Below are 24,213 nucleotides of genomic sequence, written 5' to 3'. Positions count from 1 at the left end.
ACCCTGGGGATAACAGGCTTATCACTCCCAAGAGTTCACATCGACGGAGTGGTTTGGCACCTCGATGTCGGCTCATCGCATCCTGGGGCTGAAGTAGGTCCCAAGGGTTGGGCTGTTCGCCCATTAAAGCGGTACGCGAGCTGGGTTCAGAACGTCGTGAGACAGTTCGGTCCCTATCCGGCGTGGGCGTAGGATATTTGAGAGGAGCTGACCTTAGTACGAGAGGACCGGGTTGGACTGGCCGCTGGTGTATCTGTTGTTCTGCCAGGGGCATAGCAGAGTAGCCAAGCCGGGAAGGGATAAACGCTGAAGGCATCTAAACGTGAAGCCCCCCTCAAGATGAGATATCCCATAACGTCAAGTTAGTAAGACCCCTTGAAGACGACGAGGTAGATAGGGCAGAGGTGGAAGTGCGGCAACGCATGGAGCTGACTGTTACTAATAGGTCGAGGGCATAACCAAACAGGGTGATAGGAAGTGGATGTAAAAGATTCTTTGTATGCGGTTTTGAAGGTATATATACAGACGGAATGAGGGAGACGGTACCAATTAGGTATCGTTTTTTTATGCATTTTTTCTCCAAATTGATAAACAATTCTGAAAACGGAGGGCAAAAGGGTCTGACCCCTTTTCAACCGATATTTTCCTTGCAAATTTTAAACTGCCAACCTATAATAGACATGTTGGGAAAGCGGGGCAGCAAGTCAATCAGATTACTGCCCTTTTCTTTTGCATAGCTTATATTGACTATATTAAAGGAAAATGTTTCTAAAAATTTTTACCCCATATGAATAAGGAGGATATACCATGTTTGATTTAAATAAATGTATTCTTGTCACGAATAACGGCAGGGCAGCTAGTCAGTATGAAAGCAGCTTTGGTGAGATTTATCTACTTACTACCTATGAGGAGGTCTTAATAAAGACCCGGGACCTTATTTATTCACACCACAAATTACTGACCCATCCGCAGGCGTCCAGCTTAAAACCAAATCAGACGCCTTACCGGAGTATATTGCTTTACAGTGAAGGAAACAGGGACAATATGGACGATATACAGTTGATTGAGGAAGCAATTGGAGCATTCGAAAAATGGAGTGCAGTCAAAAGGCTTCCCAAATATGATGAGAAAATTCTTTATGACTATCAGACAATTGATTTGTCGATGATTGAGAATGTCATCCCGAAATTATAAATGAGAGGAAACAGATGTTCATGGAAGAAACAGAGGTAAAAAAGCCAGGTTCACCGTATTTTAAATGTTTGAGCCGAAAAGATTATGTAATAAAAGCCAATGAAATTATAGGGAAAGAAGGGGTGGAGGCTATTAGCATACGTCGAATAGCTGCTGAGCTTGGATGTTCTTCAGCCAGTATGTACCGGTATTTTAAGAATTTGGACGAGCTGCTTTTTTATGCCCAGTTAGATGCTCTGACCGACTATATTCTTGATCTTTCAAAGAGAGAAAAGGAGTGGAAGGATATATGGGATATGCATTTTGGAATCTGGCGTTCATATGCATTGGAAGCTTTTAAAAATCCGAAGGCCTTTGAAATTATATTTTACCGCAATATAGACAAAGATTTGGAGGAGGCTCTCAAGGAATATTATGAGATGTTTCCTGAGGCTATTGTATTGGTAAGTCCATTTCTGAAAGAAATGCTGGAGATACCAGGATACTATGAGAGAGATTATCACGTCTGCCAAATGCTTGTAAAGAAAGGTAAGATTACAGCGGAAAATGCGAAAAAGCTGAACCATATGATTTGTACACTTTTCTTAGGATATTTTAAATTTATTCAGGAAAAAGGAATCAGGGATGACGAGATATTGGGCATGACAGAGCAGTTTATCGGGGAGTGCAGGGAAATAGCCTCCCTGTATGCAATAGATTTTACATCATGGTAAAACTAGACAAAAATAGTATGACAAAAGTGTAACAATTTCACAAAAATAGCATTTATTAGATAGTTTGTATAGAAATTAACAATAGGTTTATTGATAATCGCGATAACATATGGTATATTGTAACCATAAGTTATCGCGATTACTTTTTAAAAGTATCATTTTTGCACAAACGCGTAGCTTTACAGTTAACCAGGATGCCGTCCGAGTGCTTCAGAGCAGTCATCTCTTTCAGAAAAGTTTTATTTCAGGCCGTGGGGATCGGTTAAACATGGAATGAATTATTAAATACGCTTTGGGGGTTAGAGAACTGCGGCACAATGGAGGGCAAATATTAAGAAGTGGAGGTACTTTTTATGAAGCTTGAATTGGGAAAGATCTTTATCAGAGACATCCGGTTCGATGACAAGACTCATGTAAAGGACGGCGTTCTTTATGTGAACAGGGAAGAGGTGGAAAAACTTGTCCTTGCAGATGATAAGCTCGCAGGCTGTCAGGTGGATATTGCGCGCCCGGGAGAGTCGGTAAGAATTACGCCGGTCAAGGATGTCATTGAACCAAGGGTTAAGGTAAGCGGCGGGGAGATATTCCCCGGAGTGATTGGGAAAGTCAGTCCTTCAGTGGGGGGAGGAGTGACCCATGCGCTGGAGGGATGCTGCGTGGTTACTGCAGGAAAGATTGTAGCTTTTCAGGAGGGCGTAATCGACATGAGTGGACCGGCCGCGGATTACTGTCCGTTTTCCAAGACATATAATTTGTGCGTAGTAGTGGAGCCGGCCGACGGATTAGAAACGCATGTATATGAGAAGGCGGCACGGCTGGCCGGACTGAAGGTTGCTGCGTATTTGGGAGAAGCGGGCAGAGATGTAGAGCCGGATGAAATCCAGATATTTGAGACGAAGCCAATCTTCGAGCAGGCAGCGATGTATCCGGACCTTCCGAAGGTAGGTTATGTTCATATGCTGCAGTCTCAGGGACTTCTGCATGATACATATTATTATGGCGTGGATGCAAAGCAGTTTATTCCGACCTATATGTATCCTACGGAAATTATGGACGGCGCGATTGTTTCTGGAAACTGTGTGGCACCTTGTGATAAAGTTACGACATATCACCATCTGCATAATCCGGTCATTGAGGACTGCTATAAACACCATGGCAAAGATATCAACTTTATGGGCGTTATCCTGACGAATGAGAATGTATTTCTTGCAGATAAAGAACGCCATTCCGATATGGTGGCTAAGCTCTGCAGTTTTATGGGGCTGGATGGCGTGCTGATTACAGAGGAAGGTTATGGAAACCCGGACACAGACCTCATGATGAACTGCAGGAAGGTAGAGAATGCAGGAACGAAGGTGGTACTGATAACAGATGAGTTCCCGGGCAAGGACGGAAAGTCACAGTCGCTGGCGGATACATGTAAGGAAGCTGATGCATTGGCATCCTGTGGACAGGGAAATGCGACTTTGAAATTCCCGGCAATGGATAAGGTAATCGGTACACAGGAGTTTATCGAAATGCAGATCGGAGGCTGGGATGGCTGCAAGAATGAAGACGGCAGTTTCGAGGCAGAGCTTCAGATCATCATCGCATCAACGATTGCCAACGGCTTTAATAAGCTGGCAGCAAGAGGCTATTAATCTTAGGTAAAGGAGATAGGAATATGGCTCAATATAAAATTGTTCATTATATTAATCAGTTCTTTGCCGGAATAGGCGGAGAGGAGAAAGCTGACCATATGCCCGAAGTCCGCGAGGGCGCAATAGGGCCGGGCGTGGGGATCGTGGCCGCTCTTGGAAGTGAATTCGAAATAGCAGCTACCGTGATCTGTGGGGATAACTATTTTGGGGAGAATTTAGAGACAGCTACTAATACCATTATAGATATGGTGAAAGAATACGCCCCAGATGTGTTTATAGCAGGGCCTGCATTCAATGCCGGACGTTATGGCGTGGCATGCGGAACAATCTGTAAAGCAGTTGAGGAGCGCCTGCAGATTCCAGTGATTACAGGAATGTATGAAGAGAATCCCGGCGTGGATATGTTCCGCAAGGATCTCATTATTGTAAATACACCAAATTCAGCGGCTGGTATGAGGAAGGTGATCCCGGTAATGACAGGGCTGATTAAAAAAATGGCTCTGGGCGAAGAGATTATGGGACCATCTGAAGAAGGCTACATTGAAAGAGGTATCCGTGTGAATTATTTTGCAGAGAAGAGAGGCTCTGAGCGTGCACTTGAGATGTTGGTGAAAAAGCTCAAGGGTGAGTCTTTTGAGACGGACCTTCCGATGCCTACTTTTGACAGAGTAGAGCCGGCTGCGCCGATTCAGGATATAAAAAAAGCTAAGATTGCGGTGGTTACTTCAGGAGGAATCGTTCCGACAGGCAATCCGGATCACATTGAATCCTCCAATGCTACAAAATGGGGTAAATATGACATTACCGGAATGGACCGCTTGTCACCGGATGACTTTACTTCTATTCATGGTGGGTATGACCGTCAGTTTGCGATTGCAAACCCGAATAACGTCGTTCCGCTGGATGCACTGCGTGAACTGGAGAAGGCAGGTGAATTTGGAGAGCTTGTGAATTACTTCTGTTCGACTACCGGAACGGGGACTGCAACCGCTTCGGCCGCTAAGTTCGGCAGCGAGATTGGACAGATGTTCATTGATGAGCATGTTGACGGAGTAATTCTCGTCTCCACGTGAGGCACCTGTACTCGTTGCGGTGCAACGATGGTGAAAGGAATTGAGAAATATGGCATTCCTGTAGTCCATATGGCAACTGTAGTCCCAATCTCGCTGACAATCGGGGCTAATCGTATCATACCCGGCGTAGGTATCCCTTATCCTTTGGGTGACCCGCCGCAGGGTGAAAAGGACAGCTATAAAATTCGCCTGTCTATGGTGAAGAGGGCACTGAAGGTGCTCCAGACTCCGGTGGACGGACAGACTGTATTTGAAAAATAAAGGCATCTTAAATCGAACCCAAAATAGGAGACGCTTATGAAAGATAAAAGTAAGGCAAATTGGGGAAGGGTTGTGATCTTGGCAGGTGCAATCATCGCATTTACCATTGGATCTGGTTTTGCTACAGGGCAGGAAATTATTCAATATTTTACCGCATATGGATTGAAGGGGATATTGACGGTCCTGCTGTTTGCAGTCTGCTTCATTTACTACAATTATAATTTTGCGAAAGCTGGGGCAGAGGAGCATTTTGAAAGAGGAAATGACGTTTACAAATTTTACTGCGGAAAATATGTAGGAAGCTTCATGGACTATTATTCTACATTATTCTGCTATATGTCCTTCTTTGTTATGGTGGGCGGGGCCGCATCTACGCTGCGTCAGCAATATGGGCTTCCCAACTGGCTTGGGGGAGTAATACTGGCAGGATTGTCAATCCTTACCGTAGTAGGGGGGCTGAATTCTCTTGTTGATAAGATCGGAATTGTAGGTCCTGCTATTGTAATCCTGTGCATCTCCATCGGACTTATTACACTGTTTCGGGATTCGGGCAATGTAAGTGCAGGTTTGGAAGTGATCAGGACAGGTGCATTTGCTCAGGCGGGCGAAGAGACAATCAAGAATGCGGGGGCTAACTGGGTAATCTCCGGATTATCCTATGCAGGCTTTGTGCTTCTTTGGTTCGCCAGCTTCACAGCGGCATTAGGCGCAAGAAATAAGAAGAAGGATATCGAATATGGGATCTATGGCGGTACAATCGCTGTCTGTGTAGCCATCGTACTTGTAATGCTTGCACAGATTGCTAATATCAACACAGCAGGCCTGGCCAGTGAGGGGACCTTTGTGTGGAATGCGGATATACCCAACCTGATACTGGCCGGAAGGATATGGAAACCGCTGGCATCAGTCTTTGCGGTGGTCGTATTCGCCGGAATTTATACATCAGCAGTTCCCCTTCTCTATAATCCTTGTGCGAGGTTTGCAAAGGAAGGAACATCAAAGTTCAAAATTCTCACGGTTATACTCGGCGTTGTGGGACTGCTCGTTGGACTGTATCTCCCATTCCGTGTATTGGTGAATGTGATTTATGTGCTGAACGGATATGTAGGCGCAGTACTTATTCTTTTTATGTTGTGGAAGAATATAAAGGACGTGTTTCTCAAGAAAAAAAGATAAAATATTCTGAAAACGGAGTGCAAAGGGGTCTGACCCCTTTGCATTTTTGTCTCGTTTTATAAGTAAAGTGCACAAAAATGAAAGCAGATTATTGTGAATTTGTCTGAAAATTTGTCTGAAAATGAAATAGTGGTTGACGAATAAATAACTGATGTTATAATAAAATCATAGTTTACTTAACACGTGTAAACTAATTTTTTATCCCGGGTGGTTAACACGTGTTAACTAACGTATCAGGTGGTTAAACTTAAAAATGGAGGAAAACATTATGAAAAAGAGAAGTTTGTGGAAACGCATTTCTGCCTGTGGCCTTGTGGCTGCAATGTGTGTATCTTTATTGGCCGGCTGCGGCGGTTCTTCTGATACGAAGAAGGAAGCGAAGAAGACGAAGGATGGTAAGACTGAGTTAGTTATGTGGACTTTTATGAGTAAAGAGAATTCTTATGGAAAGGCTTTCTATGATGCAGTAGATGCTTTTTCGGATGGATCAGAGGAATATACAGTGAAGATTGAGCAGATTCCGTTTTCACAGCTGGTGAGCAAGATTACGGTTGCTGCGCAGAGTAAGAGTCTACCGGATATTATCCAGGTAGATGGGTGTGACCACGCTTCTTTCTCTGCTATGGGGATTTTTGCAGATCTGACAGAGAAAGTAGATTCCGAGATGAGTGATCTCGAGTTTTATTCAGGTCCGCTGGAGTCATGTAAGTATGAGGATAAATTATACGGACTTCCCCTGAATGCGAATAACCTGGTACTCGTTTATAATGTAGACATGTTAAAGGCAGCCGGGCTCGAGAACCCGCCTTCTACATGGGATGAGCTGAAGGAATATGCAAAGACACTGACGACTGACGGTACATATGGGTTCGCAATCAACGCAATTGATGATGAAGGTTCTACTTACTCCTTTATGCCGTTCTTATATGAGACAGGCGCTGACTGGAATACCCTCGACAAAGGTGCTGCAAAGGCTCTCGGCCTGTATCAGGATCTGGCAGCTGACGGCTCTATGAGTAAGGAAGCTTTCGGCTGGGGACAGAACGACGCTTACGGACAGTTTGTTGCAAAACGTGCTGCAATGTACATTGACGGAAACTGGAGACTGCCTGAATTAGAGAAAGACGCCGATTTTGAATATGCATTTGCCCCAATACCGGCTTATGAAGGAACAAGTGCTACATGTATCGGCGGAGAGAACCTTGCTATTGTAAATAACGATAATTTTGAGGGTTCCTGGGACTGTGTAAAGAGTCTTTTCACAGAAGAGACTATGAATGATTACTGTAAGAAATCAGGTATGATCCCGACTGTAAAGACATTTGCTATGGCTGATGAATACTTCACAGACGATCCGGTTATGAAAGTATTTGTAGAGAATATGGAAGTTGCCAAGACAAGGGGACCATCTCCGATCTGGCCACAGATCTCACAGGTACTTCGTGACATGATTCAGCAGGTGGGCACTGGTGTAAGCGCCGATGATGCTGCTGCGGATGGAATCAAAGCCATGCAGGAATATGTGGATAAGCAGTAAAACTGTGCTTTAATATAAAGGAATGAAATGGCTGAAAGCAGTCACATAATATTTATAGACAGGTGCATCCCAATTGGACGCACCTGTTTTAAAAAGGCGGTGCTTTATGAAAGGAACAAAAAGAAAACACAAGAGATTATCAAATGAAACAGTCGGATATCTGTATGTTCTGCCGGCAGTCGTATTTATTGTTGCATTTGTCGTTTACCCGATTGCATACAACATCCTGATCAGTATGCAGAAATATGACATATCCACATTCCAGAACGGTGTCAGAGAGTTTATCGGGCTTACAAATTATAAAGCAATTTTTTCTGACCAGCTGTTTATCAAATCAGTCAGTAATACATTTGTCTTTACGATTGTCTGTATCATATTCCAGCTGGGCCTCGGATTTCTGCTGGCGCTCTTTTTCCATAAGAAGTTTCCGGGGGCGAATGTGACAAGCGGACTGACTCTGATAGCCTGGGTAATGCCGATGCTCGTAATCGGTATCATTTGGAAATGGCTGTGGGCAAGCGATTCCGGGGCCATTAATTATTTTCTTTCGGCGCTGCACCTGATAAAGGAACCTATCCCGTGGCTGAGTGATCCGAAATATGCGATAATAGCAGTAACAGCTACGAATATATGGGTGGGGATCCCGTTTAATATGCTCCTTGTCATTACCGGAATGACAACAATATCCGACGATGTGTACGAGGCTGCCACGATTGACGGGGCATCTAAGTTCCAGAGCCTCAGATTCATTACACTTCCGCTGCTGAAGCCGACAATGGTCAGCGCGGTTACGATAGGGTTTATCTATACGTTTAAGGCATATGACCTGATCGTGGGAATGACTCAGGGCGGGCCAAATCATGCGACAGAGATGATTTCCACGCTGATCTATCAGGAGAATTTTACCACCTTTGACTTTGGAAAAGGCAGTGCTATGGCCAATATTTATTTCCTGATTATTTTTGTGGTGGCGATCTTCTACTCTAAACTGGTAATGAAAGAGGAGGCCTAGATATGAGCAAATATCAGACAAAGCAAGTTAAAAAATACGGCTGTACTGTGATAGCTGTCCTGTTTACACTGGTTTATCTGTTTCCTCTTTACTGGATGGTGATCACCTCCTTTAAGACAAAGGAAGAGATATTCAGTGCAGTGCCGACCTTCTGGCCGTCCCATTTCTCTTTTGATGCTTATATCACGCAGTTTACAGTGCACGATGGGATTTCAATGTTCTCATATCTGAAAAACAGTATGATTATAGCAGTTGGTGCAACCCTGATTTCTACAGTGCTTGCAACATTTGCCGCATATGGGCTTGCAAGATATGCAATGAAAAGAAAACAAATGCTGATTCTCATCCTGACGGTGACACAGATGCTGCCTATGGTCATGTTCCTTGCACCGATGCTTCAGACATTTAATAAGTTAGGGATCACAGGATCATATGCTTCAGTTATCCTGTTTGACGCATTGTTTTCCATACCAATGTCTATTATCATACTTCGCCCGTATTTCACTTCCGTCCCGAAGGAACTTGAGGAGGCTGCGATTGTGGATGGATGTAACCGGTTCAACTGTTTCTACAAAGTGATCCTGCCCAATGCCTATCCGGGAATATTTGCCTGTGCATCCTTTGCATTTATGGCAGCATGGGGGGACCTGATGGCTTCCATGACATTCCTGACAGACGGAGATAAGCTTCCGATGACGGTTATGATGTACAAATCTATGGGACGCTATGGGGTAAATTGGAATAGTTTGATGGCTACGGCTACGATGGTAATCATACCGATTATCGTTTTATTCCTGATTATGCGTAAATCACTTGTATCAGGACTAACGAGTGGGTCTGTAAAAGGCTAAACTGAGAAAACTTGGGGGAAAGATTAATGACGAAAACAGCAGAAATGATAATCGAGGAGGATATCAAAAAGGTTTATCTGGGAAACCTTAATACCGTAGAGTTTGATCTGAATCTGCCGGAAAAAGGAGAGAATGGATCGATAATCACCTGGGAATCCGACAATGAGCTCTTCTTAAGGCCCGACGGAAGTGTAACAAGGCCATATAATGGAATTGGAGACAGAAAAGTGAATCTTCATGCTGTCTTTGAATATGACGGAGTAGTCAGGGAAAAGACATATGCGGTACATATTTTGGAGGAACCGAAAAAGGCTGCCATTGTGAAGGCGCTGCCTTTGAAAAGGAGTGTAAAAAAAGGTGTATTGGCCTCTTTACCGGGGGCAGTGGTTCTCCTTGCGGATAACGGACATTTTTTTTCGAGGCATGTCACATGGGAGGGAGGAAACGAACAAAAATTTGACTGCTGTGGACTCTTTAGGCTGAACGGCTGTGTGAAGGATGAGGATGTGACTGCAGTACTGGATGTCGAAGTGAAGGAAATATGTGAAGAAGAAAAGAAAGACACTACCCCGCTTGTGCGGCCGCTGGATTCAGGGGAAACAACTCTTTTAGAAGACAGCGTGTTTTACAGGGCAATGAAAATAGCGGTAGTTTATTTCAAGAGTATTAATGACGACCAGATGCTGTATAATTTCCGGAAAGCAGCGGGGATAGATACGTTCGGCGCTGCTGAAATGGACGGATGGGATTCACAGGAATGTCTCCTGAGGGGACATACAACTGGCCATTATATATCAGCACTTTCCCTATGCTTCCGTGAAACAAAGGACCGGAAGATATACGAAAAACTCTGTTATATGGTACAGGAACTTGCAAAGTGCCAGGAAGTATTCTCAAATAAAGAAGGTTTCCATGATGGTTATCTGGGCGGCTATTCGGAAGAACAGTTCGACCTTCTGGAGCAGGGAGAGCGTTATCCGAAGATATGGGCGCCATATTATACACTGCATAAATTACTGGCAGGCATGCTGGATGCCTATTGTTTCGCGGAGATTCAGAAAGCACTGGAGGTGGCCGAAAAAGCCGGAATGTGGGTATATAACCGGTTAAGCCGCCTGACGAAGACAGAATGCGAGAAGATGTGGGATACCTATATTGCAGGTGAATACGGTGGCATGAATGAATCCTTTGCCAGACTGTATGAACTGACAAAGAGGACAGAATATCTTGAGACTGCCCGGATGTTTGATAATGACAGACTATTTGTACCCATGCAGGAAAAGTATGATGTACTGGAAGGGATGCATGCGAACCAGCATATTCCACAGATTGTCGGATGTATGGAGATGTTTTATGCCACGGAAGAGAAGCATTATTATGATGTCGCAGAATTTTTCTGGGAGTCTGTGACAAAATATCATATTTTTGCAAACGGGGGCGCGGGAGATAATGAGATGTTTTTTGAGCCGGACGGCGCACACAGCCATATGACCAGAGAGACATCAGAGTTCTGTGTATCTTATAATCTGCTGAAGCTGACGAAGGAGTTATTTAAGTACTGTCCCGATGTACGTTATATGGATTATTATGAACGAACCATGTTTAACCACATAGCAGCGGGAGGAGACAAGGAACCGACAGGGGAGACAACATACTTTTACCCCCTGGCACCCGGTTCAGAGAAGGACCCGAAATTCGTGAATTCCTGCTGTCATGGCACCGGAATGGAGAGCCAGATGAAATATACGGAATCAATCTATTTTTATACAGAAGATACCTTGTATATTAATCTGTTTTTAAATTCTAAGACATGGTGGGAAGAGAAGGATTTAAAGGTGATCCAGTGTGTGGAGAAAAACCCGGGAGGCATACACCTTCATTTTTCGGGAAGCGGGGAATGCTGCCTGAAGATACGGCGCCCTTACTGGTGTCGGGGGGAATATAGTGTGCAGATAAATAATAGAAACGCTATTGCAAAATGTGGTTCGGACGGATATATTAATATTCAGAGGACGAGGGAAACGGAGGATATCAGGATTGATTTTTCACCAGAACTCCGCATCGAAATGATGAAAGACAGTCATGATACAGCAGTGCTCGCTTATGGACCGTACATATTGGCTGCGCTATCCGAAAAAGAGACATTTCTGGAATTTGATTTAAAAGGGATGGGGCCGGAAATGGGGCTGAGTGCGGAACTGCTGGACGAGGAGAGGCTTGTTTTCAGGACAGGAAAAGAAGAGGGCCTTATCTGGATGCCGCTTTCGCAGATCGGGAAAGAGAAACACCACGTCTACTGGAAAATGAAATAGAGTAAAGCAGGGATAATACATGGCGAATAATGGTAAGAAAAGAATGACACTGAATCAGCTGGCAAAAGAACTTCAGGTTTCGAGAACAACGCTGTACAACATTATGCATGAAAAAGGGGCTTATTCGGAGGAAACGAAGAAGAGAGTATACAAAGCGCTGGAGATTTATAACTTCCGGATGAATAACCATGCCCGTAATCTGGCTATGAACCAGGAGTATAAAATTGCATTCGTGGGGTTCTATTCGACACGTTTCGGATATTTCTTTGATGAGATTCAGGCAGGGATAGAGCGTGCCGTGGAGGCATACGAAGATGACGGCCTTCATATCATTACAAGATATTCAGACCGTGAGGATCCGGGGCAGCAGGTTCAGGATTTGGTGGAGCTGGAAGAAAAGGGAATAGAGAATTATATCATTTTTTGTTACCACTATGAAAGTGTTTCCCCCCAGATTGAACATCTGATCAATACGGGTAAGAACGTCATCCTTTTTTCGAGACGTATTCCGGGACTTCATCCATTCTGTAGTGTTGGATGTAATGATTATTTAAGCGGAAAGCTGATGATGGAGCTTCTGGAAAAGTTTGCACGATCAGGGGACCGTGTCCAGCTGCTTATCAGTGAACATAATCACAGGGATAAACTGGTTGTCGGAGAGAGGCTGAAAGGCTTTTATGATGCACTTAAGAATAGCCGGAAGAACTTCGAACTGTTGGAACCAGCCTGGACTTCACCGGTTCCTGAAGTGGAAAAGAATGAGATACGAAATGTATTAGAGGAGAGAAAACCAGATGTAATTCTGGATTTTGTCTGCAATCTTCAGGAGGCAGCAGAATGTGTGAAGGAGAATGGAAAAGGGGATACGGTTCTTCTCGGTTATGATATTTATCCGGAAGTGGTGCCGTATATTAAGGATTCTACGATAGATGCAGTGATATATCAGGACCTGCCGTCCCAGAGTTTTAAAGCTGTAGAGCTGATGTTCGAATATATCTGCTATAGAAAAAAGGCAGGGGAGGAGGACTATTACCTGCCGCTAAACGTCGTATTTGCAACGAATTGTGAGTATTTTGAAAATCTGTAATATGATGCCGGAATCAAAAGATTATGTAGATAAATAATTCAGATATGGAAGTTCGCAGAGAGGAGGACTTATGAAATGCCGTGTAGAAAAAGGCCGGATTGAATGGTCATGGCGTGGAGAGCATGTGTGTATGGAAGCCTGTGCAGACGAATGCATCAGGGTCAGGGCTTCCTTTAAAAGCCCTGTCGACAAGGAACTAAACTATAATCTGGAACCGGAGAAGGATGTGTTTTCCAGAATCTTTCTGGAGCCCCAGAATCAGACGGCCGGACAGGACCAGATGGTTAAAACCGAACAAGAGGTGGACCGTGCTATTCTGGAATGTGGAAGAATGCAGGCAGTTGTAAATGCATTTGGGCAGATTACCTTCTATTATGACGGGAAGCAGATTCTGAAGGAAGAATGGATTGACGAAACCTGTGATATGCCTCCATACCAGAAGGCAAGGGATTTTCAGGGGGCAGGCGGCAAAAGCAGCAGGATCCGGGCTTATTTTCATGCAAATTCCACAGAGCATCTGTATGGGATGGGGCAGGAGAACAGGGACTGTCTGGATTTAAAAGGATGTACGGTGGACCTGTGCCAGAAAAATACAAAATGTACGATCCCATTTTACATTTCTACACTGGGTTATGGATTCCTTTGGAATAACCCGGCGATCGGAAGGGCTGAATTTGCCAGAAACCGATTCTTATGGGAGGCACAGATGGCACGCCAGCTGGATTATGTCGTGGTCGGAGGAGGAAGTCCATGCAGAATCATGGAACATTATACGGCTCTGACAGGACGCTGTCCAAAGTATCCTGATTGGATGTTTGGCTTATGGCAGTGTAAACTGAGATACCAGAGTCAGGAAGAAGTACTGGAGATTGCCAGAGAATATAAAAAGAGGCAGATTCCCCTATCTGTGCTTGTAGTGGATTATTTTCACTGGCCGTTCCAGGGGGACTGGAGATTTGACGAGAGATATTTTCCGGAACCGCAGAAGATGCAGGAAGAACTTGAGAAGGACGGGATTCATCTGATGGTGTCGGTCTGGCCGACGGTGGATACGAGGAGTGTAAATTACCGGCAGCTTCAGGAGGAAGGATGCCTAATCACGGCAGAGCACGGGCCGGATGTATTCTTTATGTGCAGGGGAGCCGAGACTTATCTGGATATGACATATCCCCGGGCGGGGGAGCTTCTGTTCCGAGAGTTGAGAGAAAATTATATAAGCAGTGGGATCACCTCCTTCTGGCTGGATGAGGCAGAACCGGAAATATACCCCTATGCATATGAGAATATGCGCCTTGCAAAAGGAAATGGCCTGGAAGTTTCCTGTTATTATCCATATGCTTACAATGAGGGGATAGAAAGCCGGCTATTGGAACAGGGGATCTGGACTGAGGAGGCAGACAGTGAATCAGACGGGACAATTCTGGTGAGAAGCGGCTGGATCGGCTCGCAGCGGTTCCGCTCGGTTATCTGGTCGGGGGATGTGCCGTCTACATTTGAAAGCTTCAGAAGGCAGCTGATGGCAGGGCTTCACATGTCTATGTGTGGAATTGTGCTCTGGACAACTGACATCGGCGGTTTTTATGGAGGCGATGCCGAGGACGAAGAATTCCGGGAACTGATGGTACGCTGGTTCCAGTTCGGGGTATTCTGTCCGATATTGAGAATGCACGGCTACAGGAAACCCTATGAGCTATCGGGCGGAATGGATGACATGTCAGGCCAATGCAACAGCGGCGGGGGAAACGAGTTGTGGAGCTTTGGAGAAGATGTGTATGGGATCATGCTTGATTACCTTTCTGTCAGAGAGCAGCTGATCCCATATATAAAAGAACAGCTGCAGGTGGCCCGTGAGATAGGGACACCGCTGATGCGCCCACTTGTATATGACTTCCCGGAGGATGAAAAAGTGTATGATCTGGGGGATGAGTATATGTTTGGGGATCAGATACTGGCTGCCCCTGTCATGGAATACGGCGCGCGGAGCAGGAAAGTATATTTGCCCGGGGATGGGATCTGGATCAATGGGATTACAGGTGAGAAGATACCTGGGAATACAGAAATAACAGCAGAGGCGCCGTTGGAAAAGATGCCGGTGTTTTATCGGGGATAAATTTGAGAATATTCAGAAAATGGAGTGCAAAGGGGTCAGACCCCTTTGCACTCCATTTTCTGAATATTCTATATTTTTCTAGAATTTATTTCTGCGGCATAAGAATGTCTTTATGCTGAACAGAATACATCCGTAAATGATCATATGTATCGTGAACAGGATGGTTTGTCTGAGTTGGAAATACTCTGCATTCCCGTACCATCCGGCGGCATTCATGACTGGAGGAAAAAGCCATGAGATGAATTTGAAAAAGACAGCCTTTTCAGCAAGCGCAGTTTTGACAAGGGTCAGTATTGTAATGAACACGGTCAATAGGATGGCAAGCCGGCGGTCTTTCATGACCCTCGGATGAAAAAGGCTGCCGAGGGAAGCCCCTACACAGATGCATCCGCTTTGGAGCAGAAATGCATTGAAACAGTCGAAAAATGTGAGGTTTCTTGTGAACATGTCACTCCCATTCAGCAGATTCTGAATCACAGGAAAAACGATACATAATATATTTGCTATAAGCCCAATTATCAAAATATAAATACACTTACTAATATAATAGGACATTTCATTTTTAACGCGCAGGAGGAGCAGCTGTTCTGCAGTCGGATCTTCGCCGGATACAGCGGTCAGCCCGATCCATACGGTCAGCAGAAACAGGAACACTCCCGTGATTAGGAAGCTGCTGACGATGGACAGTGGTTTTATTGAGTACATTGTATATAAAAAGATTGCAGTAACAATCAGCGGCATGACAAATCTGCTTCCTTTGAAATAAAGCTGCAGCTGATATTTTACCAGATTATTTAATTTCCTCATCATACATCCCCTTCAGTGTCCAGTCATTTTGTAAAAGTTCCAGCAGTATCCGGTCCTTATTATCTTCATTTACGAGGAGCCTGTAACCGTTTCCGTATTTTGTCATGCCTTCTTTTATAGAATAAGGGGGCATGGATGGAAGCGGGCTGTGTTCCAGAATTAAAGTATAGAGTTTTTCCCTTTTCGGCTGATACAGGATCAGATGCCCGTCCTTGATTGTATATACCTGCTCGGAAACAGCTTCTACAAGTCGCTGCTCGTGACATGACATAAGAACAGTTACACCCTGTGCGCACAGCGCATTTACTTTACTGATAAATACCTTCTGGGATGCTGTATCCTGCCCTGAAAGCGGCTCGTCCAGCAGGAGGACATCAGGTTTCTTTAAAAATGCCTGTATAACGGATATTTTCTGAAGTGTCCCTTTTGACAGGGATTTCATAGAGATATCCAGTAATTCGGAGAGGAAGAAATCATTTCCGAGTTTTTCTATCCGGCGTACAGTCTCGCCCTTCTTCAGGCCGTCCAGTTCCCCCATTCTGGTCAGATAAGTTCTGCCAGTCATCGGAAGCGGCAGGAATTTTTCGGGAACATAATGGAACAAAAGAGGACGGTTGTAAACGACCTCACCGGAAGAGGGGGCCACAATGCCGGCGACAAGCTTTAAAAGAGTGCTCTTTCCACAGCCATTATGTCCCATAAAGGCAATCGACTGCCCCTGATGAAACGTGTGGCTGACAGAGTGAATAATTGTTTTACTGTTATATATCTTTGTCAGATTTGTTAGCGTTATAATTTTCAAAAGACGAATTCCTTTCTTTAATAAAAGCTTATGTTTAAGGATACATGATATTTTAAATACTATCAATAAAAAATAAAAAATGTCAGATTAAAATAGTAAGAAAATGTTAAATACCGGTAAGTGAAACAACAGATATTTCTTGCAACTTTTTGAAAAGCAACCTATAATAAACATACTATGATAAAAAAGGAGAACATACATATGAGTCAGGAAGTTTTAGCAGTAGTTGCAGGGGAAGCAGTTACACAGGAGGAATTTGATGCATTCCTGCACACTGTACCGAGAGACCGTCAGGCTTACATTTCCAATCCGCAGTTCAGACAACAATGTCTTGAGCAGCTGATTGCATTACGTTCATTTGCTGCAATGGGAAAGGATATGAAGCTGGATGAGACAGAAGAATTTGAAAAGATTCTGGTAAATGCAAAGAGAGATATCCTTGCACAGATGGCAATGGCAGAAGTCATGAAAGATATCGATGTTACAGATGAGGAGGCAAAGGCTTATTACGAAGCAAATCCGCAGCAGTTTTCAAGAAGTGCCACCATCAGTGCCAAACATATTTTAACGGAGACAGAAGAGAAAAGTAGTTCTATTCTGGAATCCATTACGAATGGAGAAAAGACATTTGAGGATGCGGCAAAAGAATTTTCAACCTGTCCTTCAGGAGCAAAAGGTGGAGATTTGGGAGAGTTCAGCCAGGGCCAGATGGTAAAGGAGTTTGAGGATGCAGCATTTGCAGCAGAGATCGGACATGTAGTAGGACCGGTACAGACTCAGTTCGGATATCATCTGATCAAGGTAGAGGGCAAAAAAGAAGCATCTAATATGCCATTTGAAGATGTGCTTGATAATATCAAGATGACACTTCTCCAACAGAAGCAGAATGCAGCTTACACAGAGAAGGCAAAAGAATTAAGAGCAAAATATGTACAGGAATAAAGCCCGGATAAGAGTACATATATCATGTGGATTTTTAATTTAAGAATATTCTGAAAACGGAGCGCAAAGGGGTCTGACCCCTTTGCGCTCCGTTGTTGTAATTAGATACACAATAGCCTGGAAAAACTTAAAAATAAAAAAACAAATAAAAACCACATAAAATCATTGACAAAACCACATAAAACAACTATTATATAAATGTAATCAAACAAAAAACCAATATTAGAGCACCGCAAAGGAGGCACAGAAACATATGAATATAAATTTACTCCACCCTGCAGATCAGCTTGTCATGATGATGAACCGTATTTATCATTATGGTATGACAACTACATCAGGCGGGAATCTTTCAATTTTAGATGATAATGGTGATGTGTGGATCACACCGGGAAGTGTTGACAAAGGAAACCTGACACGCAGTGATATGGTTTGTATTAAAAAGGATGGTACGATTATCGGAAACCACAAGCCGTCCAGCGAATACCCGTTTCACCTCCAGATTTATAAGACAAGGAATGATATTAAGTCCGTACTTCACGCTCATCCACCGGCACTGGTAGCGTTCAGTATTGTGAGAAAGATTCCGAACACGTTGCTGAGCCCGAACTCATTTGTCGGATGTGGGAAGATTGCAATGGCAGAATACGGCCTGCCGGGCAGCCAGGATCTGGGAGATAAGATTGCAAAAGAATTTGCAAAAGGGTGTGATATTGCAGTATTGGAGAATCACGGAGTTGTAGTCGGGAGCGACAGCTTGTTCCACGCATTTAAGGCATTTGAGAATTTGGACTTCTGTGCACGGCTTCAGATCAATGCGGCTATTATCGGTACACCGGAGTATTTGAAGGAAGAGGAAATCCAGCTGAAGTATACAAAGAATCATTTGAATATGGACGAATATGTACGCAATATAATTACAAGTGCCGAGAAAGCGGCCCGCAGGGATATGTGCAGCATTATTCACCGTGCGTATGACCAGGGCCTTGTAAATTCGACCCAGGGTTCCTTTTCGGTGAGACTGGATGAAGAGCGGTTTCTGATTTCACCATATAATGTGGATAGAAAGTATGTAGATGTAGAAGATATTGTCTGCATCAAGAGAGATATGAAAGAGGCCGGAAAGATACCGAGCCGGTCCATCAAGATTCACGACGAAATCTATAAGCAGCACCCGGAGATTAACTCTGTCATCATAGCACATCCCCCATATATTATGGCCTATGCGGTGACAGAAGAAGAACTGGATTCCAAGTCAATCCCCGAGAGCTATATACTGATGCGGGATATCCCGAAGGCCGGATATTCAGAATTCTATCAGGACCCGGAAAAGTCAGCTCAGATATTTAGCCGGAGTACACCTATTGTCATGGTAAAAAATGATTGTATCGCTGTAACAGGCGATAGTCTGCTCAATGCATTTGACAGACTGGAAGTTGCAGAGTACAGTGCAAAGGCACTCGTATTCTCAAAAAATCTTGGGGAGATGGTACCTATCAGCGAAGGGCAGATTGAAGAAATAAAGGAAGCCTTTCATTTGAAATAGATAAGGTCATCATATTCTGGATGCTTTTCAAACCATTTTATGGCATAGGAACATGTCAGCACTGCCTTTTTGCCGCTTTCCTTAAGTTCCTTTACGAGTTCTTCCATTAGTTTGCCGGCGACTCCCTGTCCCCGCAGGGCGTCGTCGACAAAGGTGTGGTTGACATTTACGGTGTTCTCATCAATATCCGGAAATGTTACTTCTGCGACTACAAGATAATCCGGTGTGTATACTGCGATCTGATTGTTGTTGTGTATGAATTCCAAAATACTGCCTCCTTAAATGTTTGAATGTTGTTATATGATTATATTTCTGAATCCATAGTAGCCGACTTGGAAGAATATTTCAAGTTTATAAACAGAAACAAAAATATAATTATCAGAAATATACAATTTTTAGTGAGAATTGTGAGAAAAAGTGCTACAATGAAGAAAAGTAAACGTGTTTCAGATGGGGGCTTCGGCAGATAGGAGGTATGTTGAATGAACGAAGTACAGCTGAAAAGGATGCGTGAAGGAAATGGATTTATTGCGGCGCTTGACCAGAGCGGAGGGAGTACACCGAAAGCTTTAAGATTATATGGAATTGACGAGTCGCAGTATCACAATGATGATGAGATGTTCGAATTAGTACATAAGATGCGGACAAGAATTATTACGAGCAAAGCCTTTACATCTGAACACATACTTGCAGCCATTTTATTTGAAAATACAATGGACAGAAAGATGGAAGGAAAGTATACAGCGGATTATCTTCTGGAGGAAAAGGGGATTTTACCGATTTTGAAAGTTGATAAGGGTCTGGCACCTGAGGAGGAGGGGGTACAGATCATGAAACCGATTCCGGATCTTGACCACCTTCTGGATCGGGCGAATGAACGGCATATCTTCGGGACGAAGATGCGTTCCGTGATTAAACTGGCAAATGAGGAAGGGATCCGCGAGGTTGTTGACCAACAGTTTGGTCTTGGCATGCAGATAGCCAAAAAGGGACTTGTTCCTATTCTGGAGCCGGAAGTGGATATCCATAGCCCGGAGAAGGAGAAGGCGGAGAAGATTCTGAAGCGGGAGCTGCTCCGGCATCTGGATAAAGTACCGGGTGATGTGCGTCTGATGTTCAAACTTACACTTCCTACTAAGAACGGATATTATTCAGAACTTCTGGAGGATCTAAAGGTAGTGAGAGTAGTTGCCCTTTCAGGAGGATATACAAGGGCAGAAGCAAATGCACTGCTTTCCAGAAATCCAGGAGTCGTGGCGAGTTTTTCAAGGGCCCTGACTCAGGGACTGGGCTGCAGCCAGACGCAGGAAGAATTTGACAACATGCTTGCGGAGTCGATCCGGGAGATATATGATGCTTCAATGGCTTAATAGAAAATGATTTTAACAGCCTGATCAGAAAAAAATCTGATTAGGCTGTTTTTTATAGAAAAACTATTGACAATCTTAACTGTATCTGATATTGTTACAGTATAAACTGAAACAATAAAAAATACAGATATACAGGAGGCGGCTATGAACACGAAATATAATGATGTTGTGATTGGTTTTGGAAAAGGCGGAAAGACAATTGCGGGAGCGCTTGGAAGTTCAGGCAGAAAGGTGGCCCTGATTGAAAAATCGGATAAAATGTACGGCGGCACATGCATCAATGTCGGATGTATTCCGACAAAATCCCTGGTACACAGTGCGAAGAAGGCCGTATCCGGATGCGTAAGCGATAAGGCGGCCTATAAAGAGGCAATCGCCAGAAAGACAAGACTTGTTGAAACTTTAAGAGGTAAAAATTATCAGAAGCTGGATATGAACCCAAATGTCACTGTAATTAACGGAACGGCAGGTTTCCTTTCCACTAATGAAGTGGAAGTAACGACTGCAGAAGGCACATTGACTGTCGAGGCTGAAAGATTTTTCATCAACACAGGTTCATCCCCTTTTATTCCTCCGATTAAGGGGATCGATGGGAACCCATATGTATATATCAGCGAAACATTGCTGGATCTGGATGTGCTGCCTGAAAGATTGGTTATTATAGGCGGAGGGTATATCGGAGTTGAATTTTCTTCCATATATGCTGACTTTGGAGTAAAAGTAACGATATTGCAGGACGGTCCTGTATTTTTGCCGAGGGAAGATGCAGAGATTGCAGAAGCTGTAAAAAAGAATCTGGAAAAAAGAGGTGTTCAGGTCCTGACTGAAGTGAAGGTACAAGAGCTTACTGAAAATAAGGGATATGCAGAAGTTATAATAGAAACAAAAGAAGGTATGAAAATACTGCCAGCCGATGCCGTTCTTGTGGCAACAGGGCGCAGGCCGAATACAAAAGGGCTGAATCTGGAAGCTGCAGGGGTTCAGGTGAATGAAAGGGGCGGTATTAAAACAGATAATTCAAGAATGACAACCGCACCAAACATTTTTGCAATGGGGGATGTTGTGGGAGGACTGCAGTTCACATATATTTCTCTTGATGATTACAGGATCGTGGCATCAAAAGTCCTTGGTGATGGAAGTTATACCCTTGACAAGAGAGGGGCAGTGCCATACAGTGTATTTCTCAATCCTCCTTTCTCAAGAGTAGGAATGAGCGAAAAAGAAGCCGTGGCAGCAGGCTTCCATGTGAAAATAGCAAAGCTTCCGGCGGCAGCTATTCCAAAGGCACAGGTTGTGGAACAGCCGGAAGGCCTTCTGAAAGCCGTAATTGATGCTGATACCGGGAAAATACTCGGGGCTCACCTTTTCTGTGAGGAATCACATGAAATGATCAATCTGGTAAAGCTTGCAATGGATGCAGGCATTGAGTATACTATGCTGAAGAACATGATTTTTACCCATCCAACAATGGGAGAGGCGCTGAATGATCTGTTCAATATATAATCAAAATAATTTTCGGCATCATTAGGTCCCGGATATTATGCTGCTAAACAAACTACTAAAAACAGGGAGAATATGATATGGGATTTTCATTAGATATAAGCGTACCGGTACTTACGGTATTTGTCCAAGGGTTACTCAGTTTCTTTTCGCCATGCGTACTGCCGCTGATACCTCTTTACATAGGATATCTTTCAGGCGGAACAAGAACCGTGGGAGAAGACGGGAAAGTATACTTCAGCCGTAAAAAGGTAATGATAAACACATTATTTTTTGTGATCGGTGTCAGCTTTACGTTTTTCCTTTTGGGATTCGGGGCATCCGTGCTCGGTAATTTTTTCAAGGGAAGCCAGACGATGTTTGCCAGAGTGGGTGGAATCCTGATTATATTATTTGGGCTGTACCAACTGGGAGTTTTTGGCAAGTCAAAAGCATTGAGCCAGGAGCACAGACTGCCATTTAATCTGAATACACTGGCAATGTCTCCTTGGACTGCACTGGTTATGGGATTTACATTCAGTTTTGCATGGACCCCGTGTGTCGGTCCGGCCCTCTCAAGCGTCCTGCTGATGTCAGCATCGGCAAGTACAAAGGTGTGGGGATTTGTGTTGATCGGAGTATATACACTGGGATTTGTACTTCCTTTCTTAGCGGTAGGAATCTTCAGTACTACACTTTTAGATTTATTCAAGAAGCATGGAAACGCTGTGAAATATACGGTAAAGGTCGGTGGCGTGCTCATGATTTTAATGGGAGCCATGATGTTTACGGGAAAAATGAATGCAGTCACAGGTTACCTTTCTGATGTCCAGTCAGCACAGCAGGAGAGCAATGAAGGAAAGAAAGATGCGGTGAAAGCAGAAGAAAAGTCTGATCAGGAATCAAAAGAACAGCCAGAAGAAAAAACTGATAAAAATACTGCAGATACGAAAGACAAAGGCAGTCAGTCAGAGAATCCCAGCCTTGCAGATGCGATTGACTTCGAGTTGAAAGACCAGTATGGAAATGTGCATACATTGGCCGACTACAAAGGAAAGACAATCTTCCTGAACTTCTGGGCAACCTGGTGTCCGCCGTGCCGCGCAGAGATGCCTGATATTCAAAAGCTGTATGAATCCTACCAGCAGGAAGAAGATCCTGAGGTCATCATACTCGGGGTTGCGGGTCCTAATTATGGTCAGGAAAAATCTGAAGAGGAAGTAAAGCAATTTCTGGACGACAATGGATACACCTACCCGGTACTAATGGATGAAGGTGGAGACCTGTTTGATAAATACGGAATACATTCATTTCCGACAACCTTCATGATCACAAAAGAAGGAAAGGTGTTCGGATACGTGAGCGGGCAGCTCAGCGAAGAAATAATGAAAAATATCATAGCCCAGACAATCTCGGGGAAACGAAATTAAATCATTGGGGTGCAAAGGGGTCAGACCCTTTTGCACTCCATTTTCAGAATATTCTTAAATTAGGGATAACGGCTATAATTGGAAGAATATGGTTTTTGAATTGATGCTATTATACATAGTGGTGTTTATTTATCATCTATATCTTAAAAGAAAAATATAAAATTTCAGTAGAACGTTGAAACATTCTGGTCAGTGCGCCTTTACTGTAGAGAAACATGTAGATGGCTGGAGGCCCACAATAATCCAGAGTCCCAAATTATGTTACGACATTTGCCGTAAATTGGAATTTATTGTTGACAAGCATAGGATGGTGTGGTAATCTGGGTAAGCTGTCGCTTTGAAATATAGTATTGCATCAGCAAAAATCTTGATAAATTCATTGTGAAATAATAAAATGAAAAAAGTTATTGACAGATCAAGAGTGATGTGATAATATATTAAAGCTGTCGCTTGAGGGACTGGTAAAAACCGGAACTGATGACGAAAAAGAAAATGAAAAAAATTCTTGACAAACAGCAGCAGACATGGTAGTCTATAAAAGTTGCCGCTGACGACAAAGAACGACAGCAGAACAACAAAAAGAACCTTGATAATTAAACAATAGACAACAAACCCTTGAAAATTTCTTGTAGAGAAAATTTTTAAGAACAGCATCTTATAAAGATGCACCCATCACTGAGATTTATCTTGGTGGTAAGAACAGTAAAAGGGATAGAATTAGCTAGTAGCGATTCTTGAACGGATGCAAACACTTTTAACGAGAGTTTGATCCTGGCTCAGGATGAACGCTGGCGGCGTGCTTAACACATGCAAGTCGAGCGAAGCGCTTTACTTTGATTTCTTCGGATTGAAAAGTGTTGCGACTGAGCGGCGG

The 24,213-nt window shown here is 43.7% G+C and carries 19 protein-coding genes and 2 rRNA genes; 18 read left to right on the top strand and 3 right to left on the bottom strand.

What is annotated here, in order from left to right; genetic code table 11:
• The 12 genes from A8806_RS25700 to A8806_RS25645 form a co-directional block, all read left to right on the top strand.
• Nucleotides 1-462: ribosomal RNA gene (locus A8806_RS25700) — 23S ribosomal RNA — on the top strand; the annotation flags it as partial.
• A gap of 345 nt (nt 463-807) precedes the next feature.
• Nucleotides 808-1,194 (top strand): GrdX family protein, encoded by a 387-nt coding sequence (locus A8806_RS25695; RefSeq protein ID WP_109734006.1) that lies wholly within the window; start codon nt 808-810, stop codon nt 1,192-1,194.
• 20 nt (nt 1,195-1,214) lie between these two features.
• Nucleotides 1,215-1,907, top strand: a complete 693-nt coding sequence (locus A8806_RS25690) for a TetR/AcrR family transcriptional regulator (protein WP_109734005.1) — start codon at nt 1,215-1,217, stop codon at nt 1,905-1,907.
• 353 nt (nt 1,908-2,260) lie between these two features.
• Nucleotides 2,261-3,547, top strand: coding sequence for a sarcosine reductase complex component B subunit alpha (gene grdG, locus A8806_RS25685; protein WP_109734004.1), 1,287 nt, complete (start codon nt 2,261-2,263; stop codon nt 3,545-3,547).
• A gap of 23 nt (nt 3,548-3,570) precedes the next feature.
• Nucleotides 3,571-4,881: a sarcosine reductase complex component B subunit beta gene (gene grdF / locus A8806_RS25680; protein ID WP_109734003.1), complete on the top strand. Its 1,311-nt coding sequence runs from the start codon at nt 3,571-3,573 to the stop codon at nt 4,879-4,881.
• Nucleotides 4,882-4,917: 36 nt separating this feature from the next.
• Complete coding sequence (locus A8806_RS25675) at nt 4,918-6,057, top strand: YkvI family membrane protein (RefSeq protein WP_109734002.1); 1,140 nt, start codon at nt 4,918-4,920, stop codon at nt 6,055-6,057.
• Between the two features lie 268 nt (nt 6,058-6,325).
• Entirely contained in the window at nt 6,326-7,594 is a 1,269-nt protein-coding gene (locus tag A8806_RS25670) for an ABC transporter substrate-binding protein (protein WP_181368880.1), read from the top strand.
• Nucleotides 7,595-7,700: 106 nt separating this feature from the next.
• On the top strand, nt 7,701-8,606 hold the full coding sequence (locus A8806_RS25665) for a carbohydrate ABC transporter permease (RefSeq protein ID WP_109734000.1): 906 nt from the start codon (nt 7,701-7,703) through the stop codon (nt 8,604-8,606).
• A 2-nt stretch (nt 8,607-8,608) separates the two neighbouring features.
• Nucleotides 8,609-9,457 carry a carbohydrate ABC transporter permease gene (locus tag A8806_RS25660; protein WP_109733999.1) on the top strand — a complete coding sequence of 283 codons (849 nt, stop codon included), beginning with the start codon at nt 8,609-8,611 and terminating at the stop codon, nt 9,455-9,457.
• A gap of 26 nt (nt 9,458-9,483) precedes the next feature.
• A complete protein-coding gene (locus tag A8806_RS25655; RefSeq protein ID WP_109733998.1) occupies nt 9,484-11,769 on the top strand; it encodes a beta-L-arabinofuranosidase domain-containing protein in 2,286 nt (761 codons plus the stop codon).
• A gap of 19 nt (nt 11,770-11,788) precedes the next feature.
• Nucleotides 11,789-12,856, top strand: a complete 1,068-nt coding sequence (locus A8806_RS25650; protein ID WP_109733997.1) for a LacI family DNA-binding transcriptional regulator — start codon at nt 11,789-11,791, stop codon at nt 12,854-12,856.
• A gap of 70 nt (nt 12,857-12,926) precedes the next feature.
• Nucleotides 12,927-14,966: a glycoside hydrolase family 31 protein gene (locus A8806_RS25645; RefSeq protein ID WP_109733996.1), complete on the top strand. Its 2,040-nt coding sequence runs from the start codon at nt 12,927-12,929 to the stop codon at nt 14,964-14,966.
• 78 nt (nt 14,967-15,044) lie between these two features.
• On the opposite strand, the gene A8806_RS25640 is transcribed toward A8806_RS25645, so the two are convergent.
• Both A8806_RS25640 and A8806_RS25635 read right to left on the bottom strand, forming a co-directional pair.
• Nucleotides 15,045-15,776: a hypothetical protein gene (locus A8806_RS25640; protein WP_146203330.1), complete on the bottom strand. Its 732-nt coding sequence runs from the start codon at nt 15,774-15,776 to the stop codon at nt 15,045-15,047.
• A complete protein-coding gene (locus A8806_RS25635; RefSeq protein WP_242996275.1) occupies nt 15,757-16,575 on the bottom strand; it encodes an ATP-binding cassette domain-containing protein in 819 nt (272 codons plus the stop codon). Before A8806_RS25635 ends, A8806_RS25640 begins: the two co-directional genes overlap by 20 nt.
• Nucleotides 16,576-16,776: 201 nt before the next feature.
• On the opposite strand from A8806_RS25635, the gene A8806_RS25630 reads away from it, so the two are divergent.
• Both A8806_RS25630 and A8806_RS25625 read left to right on the top strand, forming a co-directional pair.
• Nucleotides 16,777-17,517: a peptidylprolyl isomerase gene (locus A8806_RS25630; RefSeq protein WP_109733994.1), complete on the top strand. Its 741-nt coding sequence runs from the start codon at nt 16,777-16,779 to the stop codon at nt 17,515-17,517.
• 253 nt (nt 17,518-17,770) lie between these two features.
• Complete coding sequence (locus tag A8806_RS25625) at nt 17,771-19,060, top strand: class II aldolase/adducin family protein (protein WP_109733993.1); 1,290 nt, start codon at nt 17,771-17,773, stop codon at nt 19,058-19,060.
• On the opposite strand, the gene A8806_RS25620 is transcribed toward A8806_RS25625, so the two are convergent.
• Complete coding sequence (locus tag A8806_RS25620; protein ID WP_109733992.1) at nt 19,048-19,326, bottom strand: GNAT family N-acetyltransferase; 279 nt, start codon at nt 19,324-19,326, stop codon at nt 19,048-19,050. The two genes, A8806_RS25625 and A8806_RS25620, sit on opposite strands and share 13 nt — an antisense overlap.
• 216 nt (nt 19,327-19,542) lie before the next feature.
• Between A8806_RS25620 and A8806_RS25615 the strand changes: the two genes are divergently transcribed.
• From A8806_RS25615 to A8806_RS25600, 4 genes are all read left to right on the top strand, one after another.
• Nucleotides 19,543-20,430, top strand: coding sequence for a fructose bisphosphate aldolase (locus tag A8806_RS25615; protein WP_109733991.1), 888 nt, complete (start codon nt 19,543-19,545; stop codon nt 20,428-20,430).
• A gap of 144 nt (nt 20,431-20,574) precedes the next feature.
• Entirely contained in the window at nt 20,575-21,933 is a 1,359-nt protein-coding gene (locus tag A8806_RS25610; protein ID WP_109733990.1) for an FAD-dependent oxidoreductase, read from the top strand.
• A gap of 77 nt (nt 21,934-22,010) precedes the next feature.
• Nucleotides 22,011-23,339, top strand: a complete 1,329-nt coding sequence (locus tag A8806_RS25605; protein ID WP_109733989.1) for a redoxin domain-containing protein — start codon at nt 22,011-22,013, stop codon at nt 23,337-23,339.
• Nucleotides 23,340-24,092: 753 nt separating this feature from the next.
• Nucleotides 24,093-24,213, top strand: a 16S ribosomal RNA gene (locus tag A8806_RS25600); the annotation flags it as partial.

The sequence above is a fragment of the Faecalicatena orotica genome (assembly GCF_003149245.1).
In the GTDB taxonomy this organism is placed as follows: domain Bacteria; phylum Bacillota; class Clostridia; order Lachnospirales; family Lachnospiraceae; genus Faecalicatena_A; species Faecalicatena_A orotica.
The sequence above is the reverse complement of the archived record's forward strand: the minus strand, read 5'-3'. Positions and strand labels throughout refer to the sequence as shown.

Coding starts and splice junctions, on each gene's coding strand:
- A8806_RS25695 (WP_109734006.1), top strand. CDS start 808: ATGTTTGATTTAAATAAATGTATTCTTGTCACGAATAACGGCAGGGCA.
- A8806_RS25690 (WP_109734005.1), top strand. CDS start 1,215: ATGGAAGAAACAGAGGTAAAAAAGCCAGGTTCACCGTATTTTAAATGT.
- grdG (WP_109734004.1), top strand. CDS start 2,261: ATGAAGCTTGAATTGGGAAAGATCTTTATCAGAGACATCCGGTTCGAT.
- A8806_RS25675 (WP_109734002.1), top strand. CDS start 4,918: ATGAAAGATAAAAGTAAGGCAAATTGGGGAAGGGTTGTGATCTTGGCA.
- A8806_RS25670 (WP_181368880.1), top strand. CDS start 6,326: ATGAAAAAGAGAAGTTTGTGGAAACGCATTTCTGCCTGTGGCCTTGTG.
- A8806_RS25665 (WP_109734000.1), top strand. CDS start 7,701: ATGAAAGGAACAAAAAGAAAACACAAGAGATTATCAAATGAAACAGTC.
- A8806_RS25660 (WP_109733999.1), top strand. CDS start 8,609: ATGAGCAAATATCAGACAAAGCAAGTTAAAAAATACGGCTGTACTGTG.
- A8806_RS25655 (WP_109733998.1), top strand. CDS start 9,484: ATGACGAAAACAGCAGAAATGATAATCGAGGAGGATATCAAAAAGGTT.
- A8806_RS25650 (WP_109733997.1), top strand. CDS start 11,789: ATGGCGAATAATGGTAAGAAAAGAATGACACTGAATCAGCTGGCAAAA.
- A8806_RS25645 (WP_109733996.1), top strand. CDS start 12,927: ATGAAATGCCGTGTAGAAAAAGGCCGGATTGAATGGTCATGGCGTGGA.
- A8806_RS25640 (WP_146203330.1), bottom strand. CDS start 15,776: ATGATGAGGAAATTAAATAATCTGGTAAAATATCAGCTGCAGCTTTAT.
- A8806_RS25630 (WP_109733994.1), top strand. CDS start 16,777: ATGAGTCAGGAAGTTTTAGCAGTAGTTGCAGGGGAAGCAGTTACACAG.
- A8806_RS25625 (WP_109733993.1), top strand. CDS start 17,771: ATGAATATAAATTTACTCCACCCTGCAGATCAGCTTGTCATGATGATG.
- A8806_RS25615 (WP_109733991.1), top strand. CDS start 19,543: ATGAACGAAGTACAGCTGAAAAGGATGCGTGAAGGAAATGGATTTATT.
- A8806_RS25610 (WP_109733990.1), top strand. CDS start 20,575: ATGAACACGAAATATAATGATGTTGTGATTGGTTTTGGAAAAGGCGGA.
- A8806_RS25605 (WP_109733989.1), top strand. CDS start 22,011: ATGGGATTTTCATTAGATATAAGCGTACCGGTACTTACGGTATTTGTC.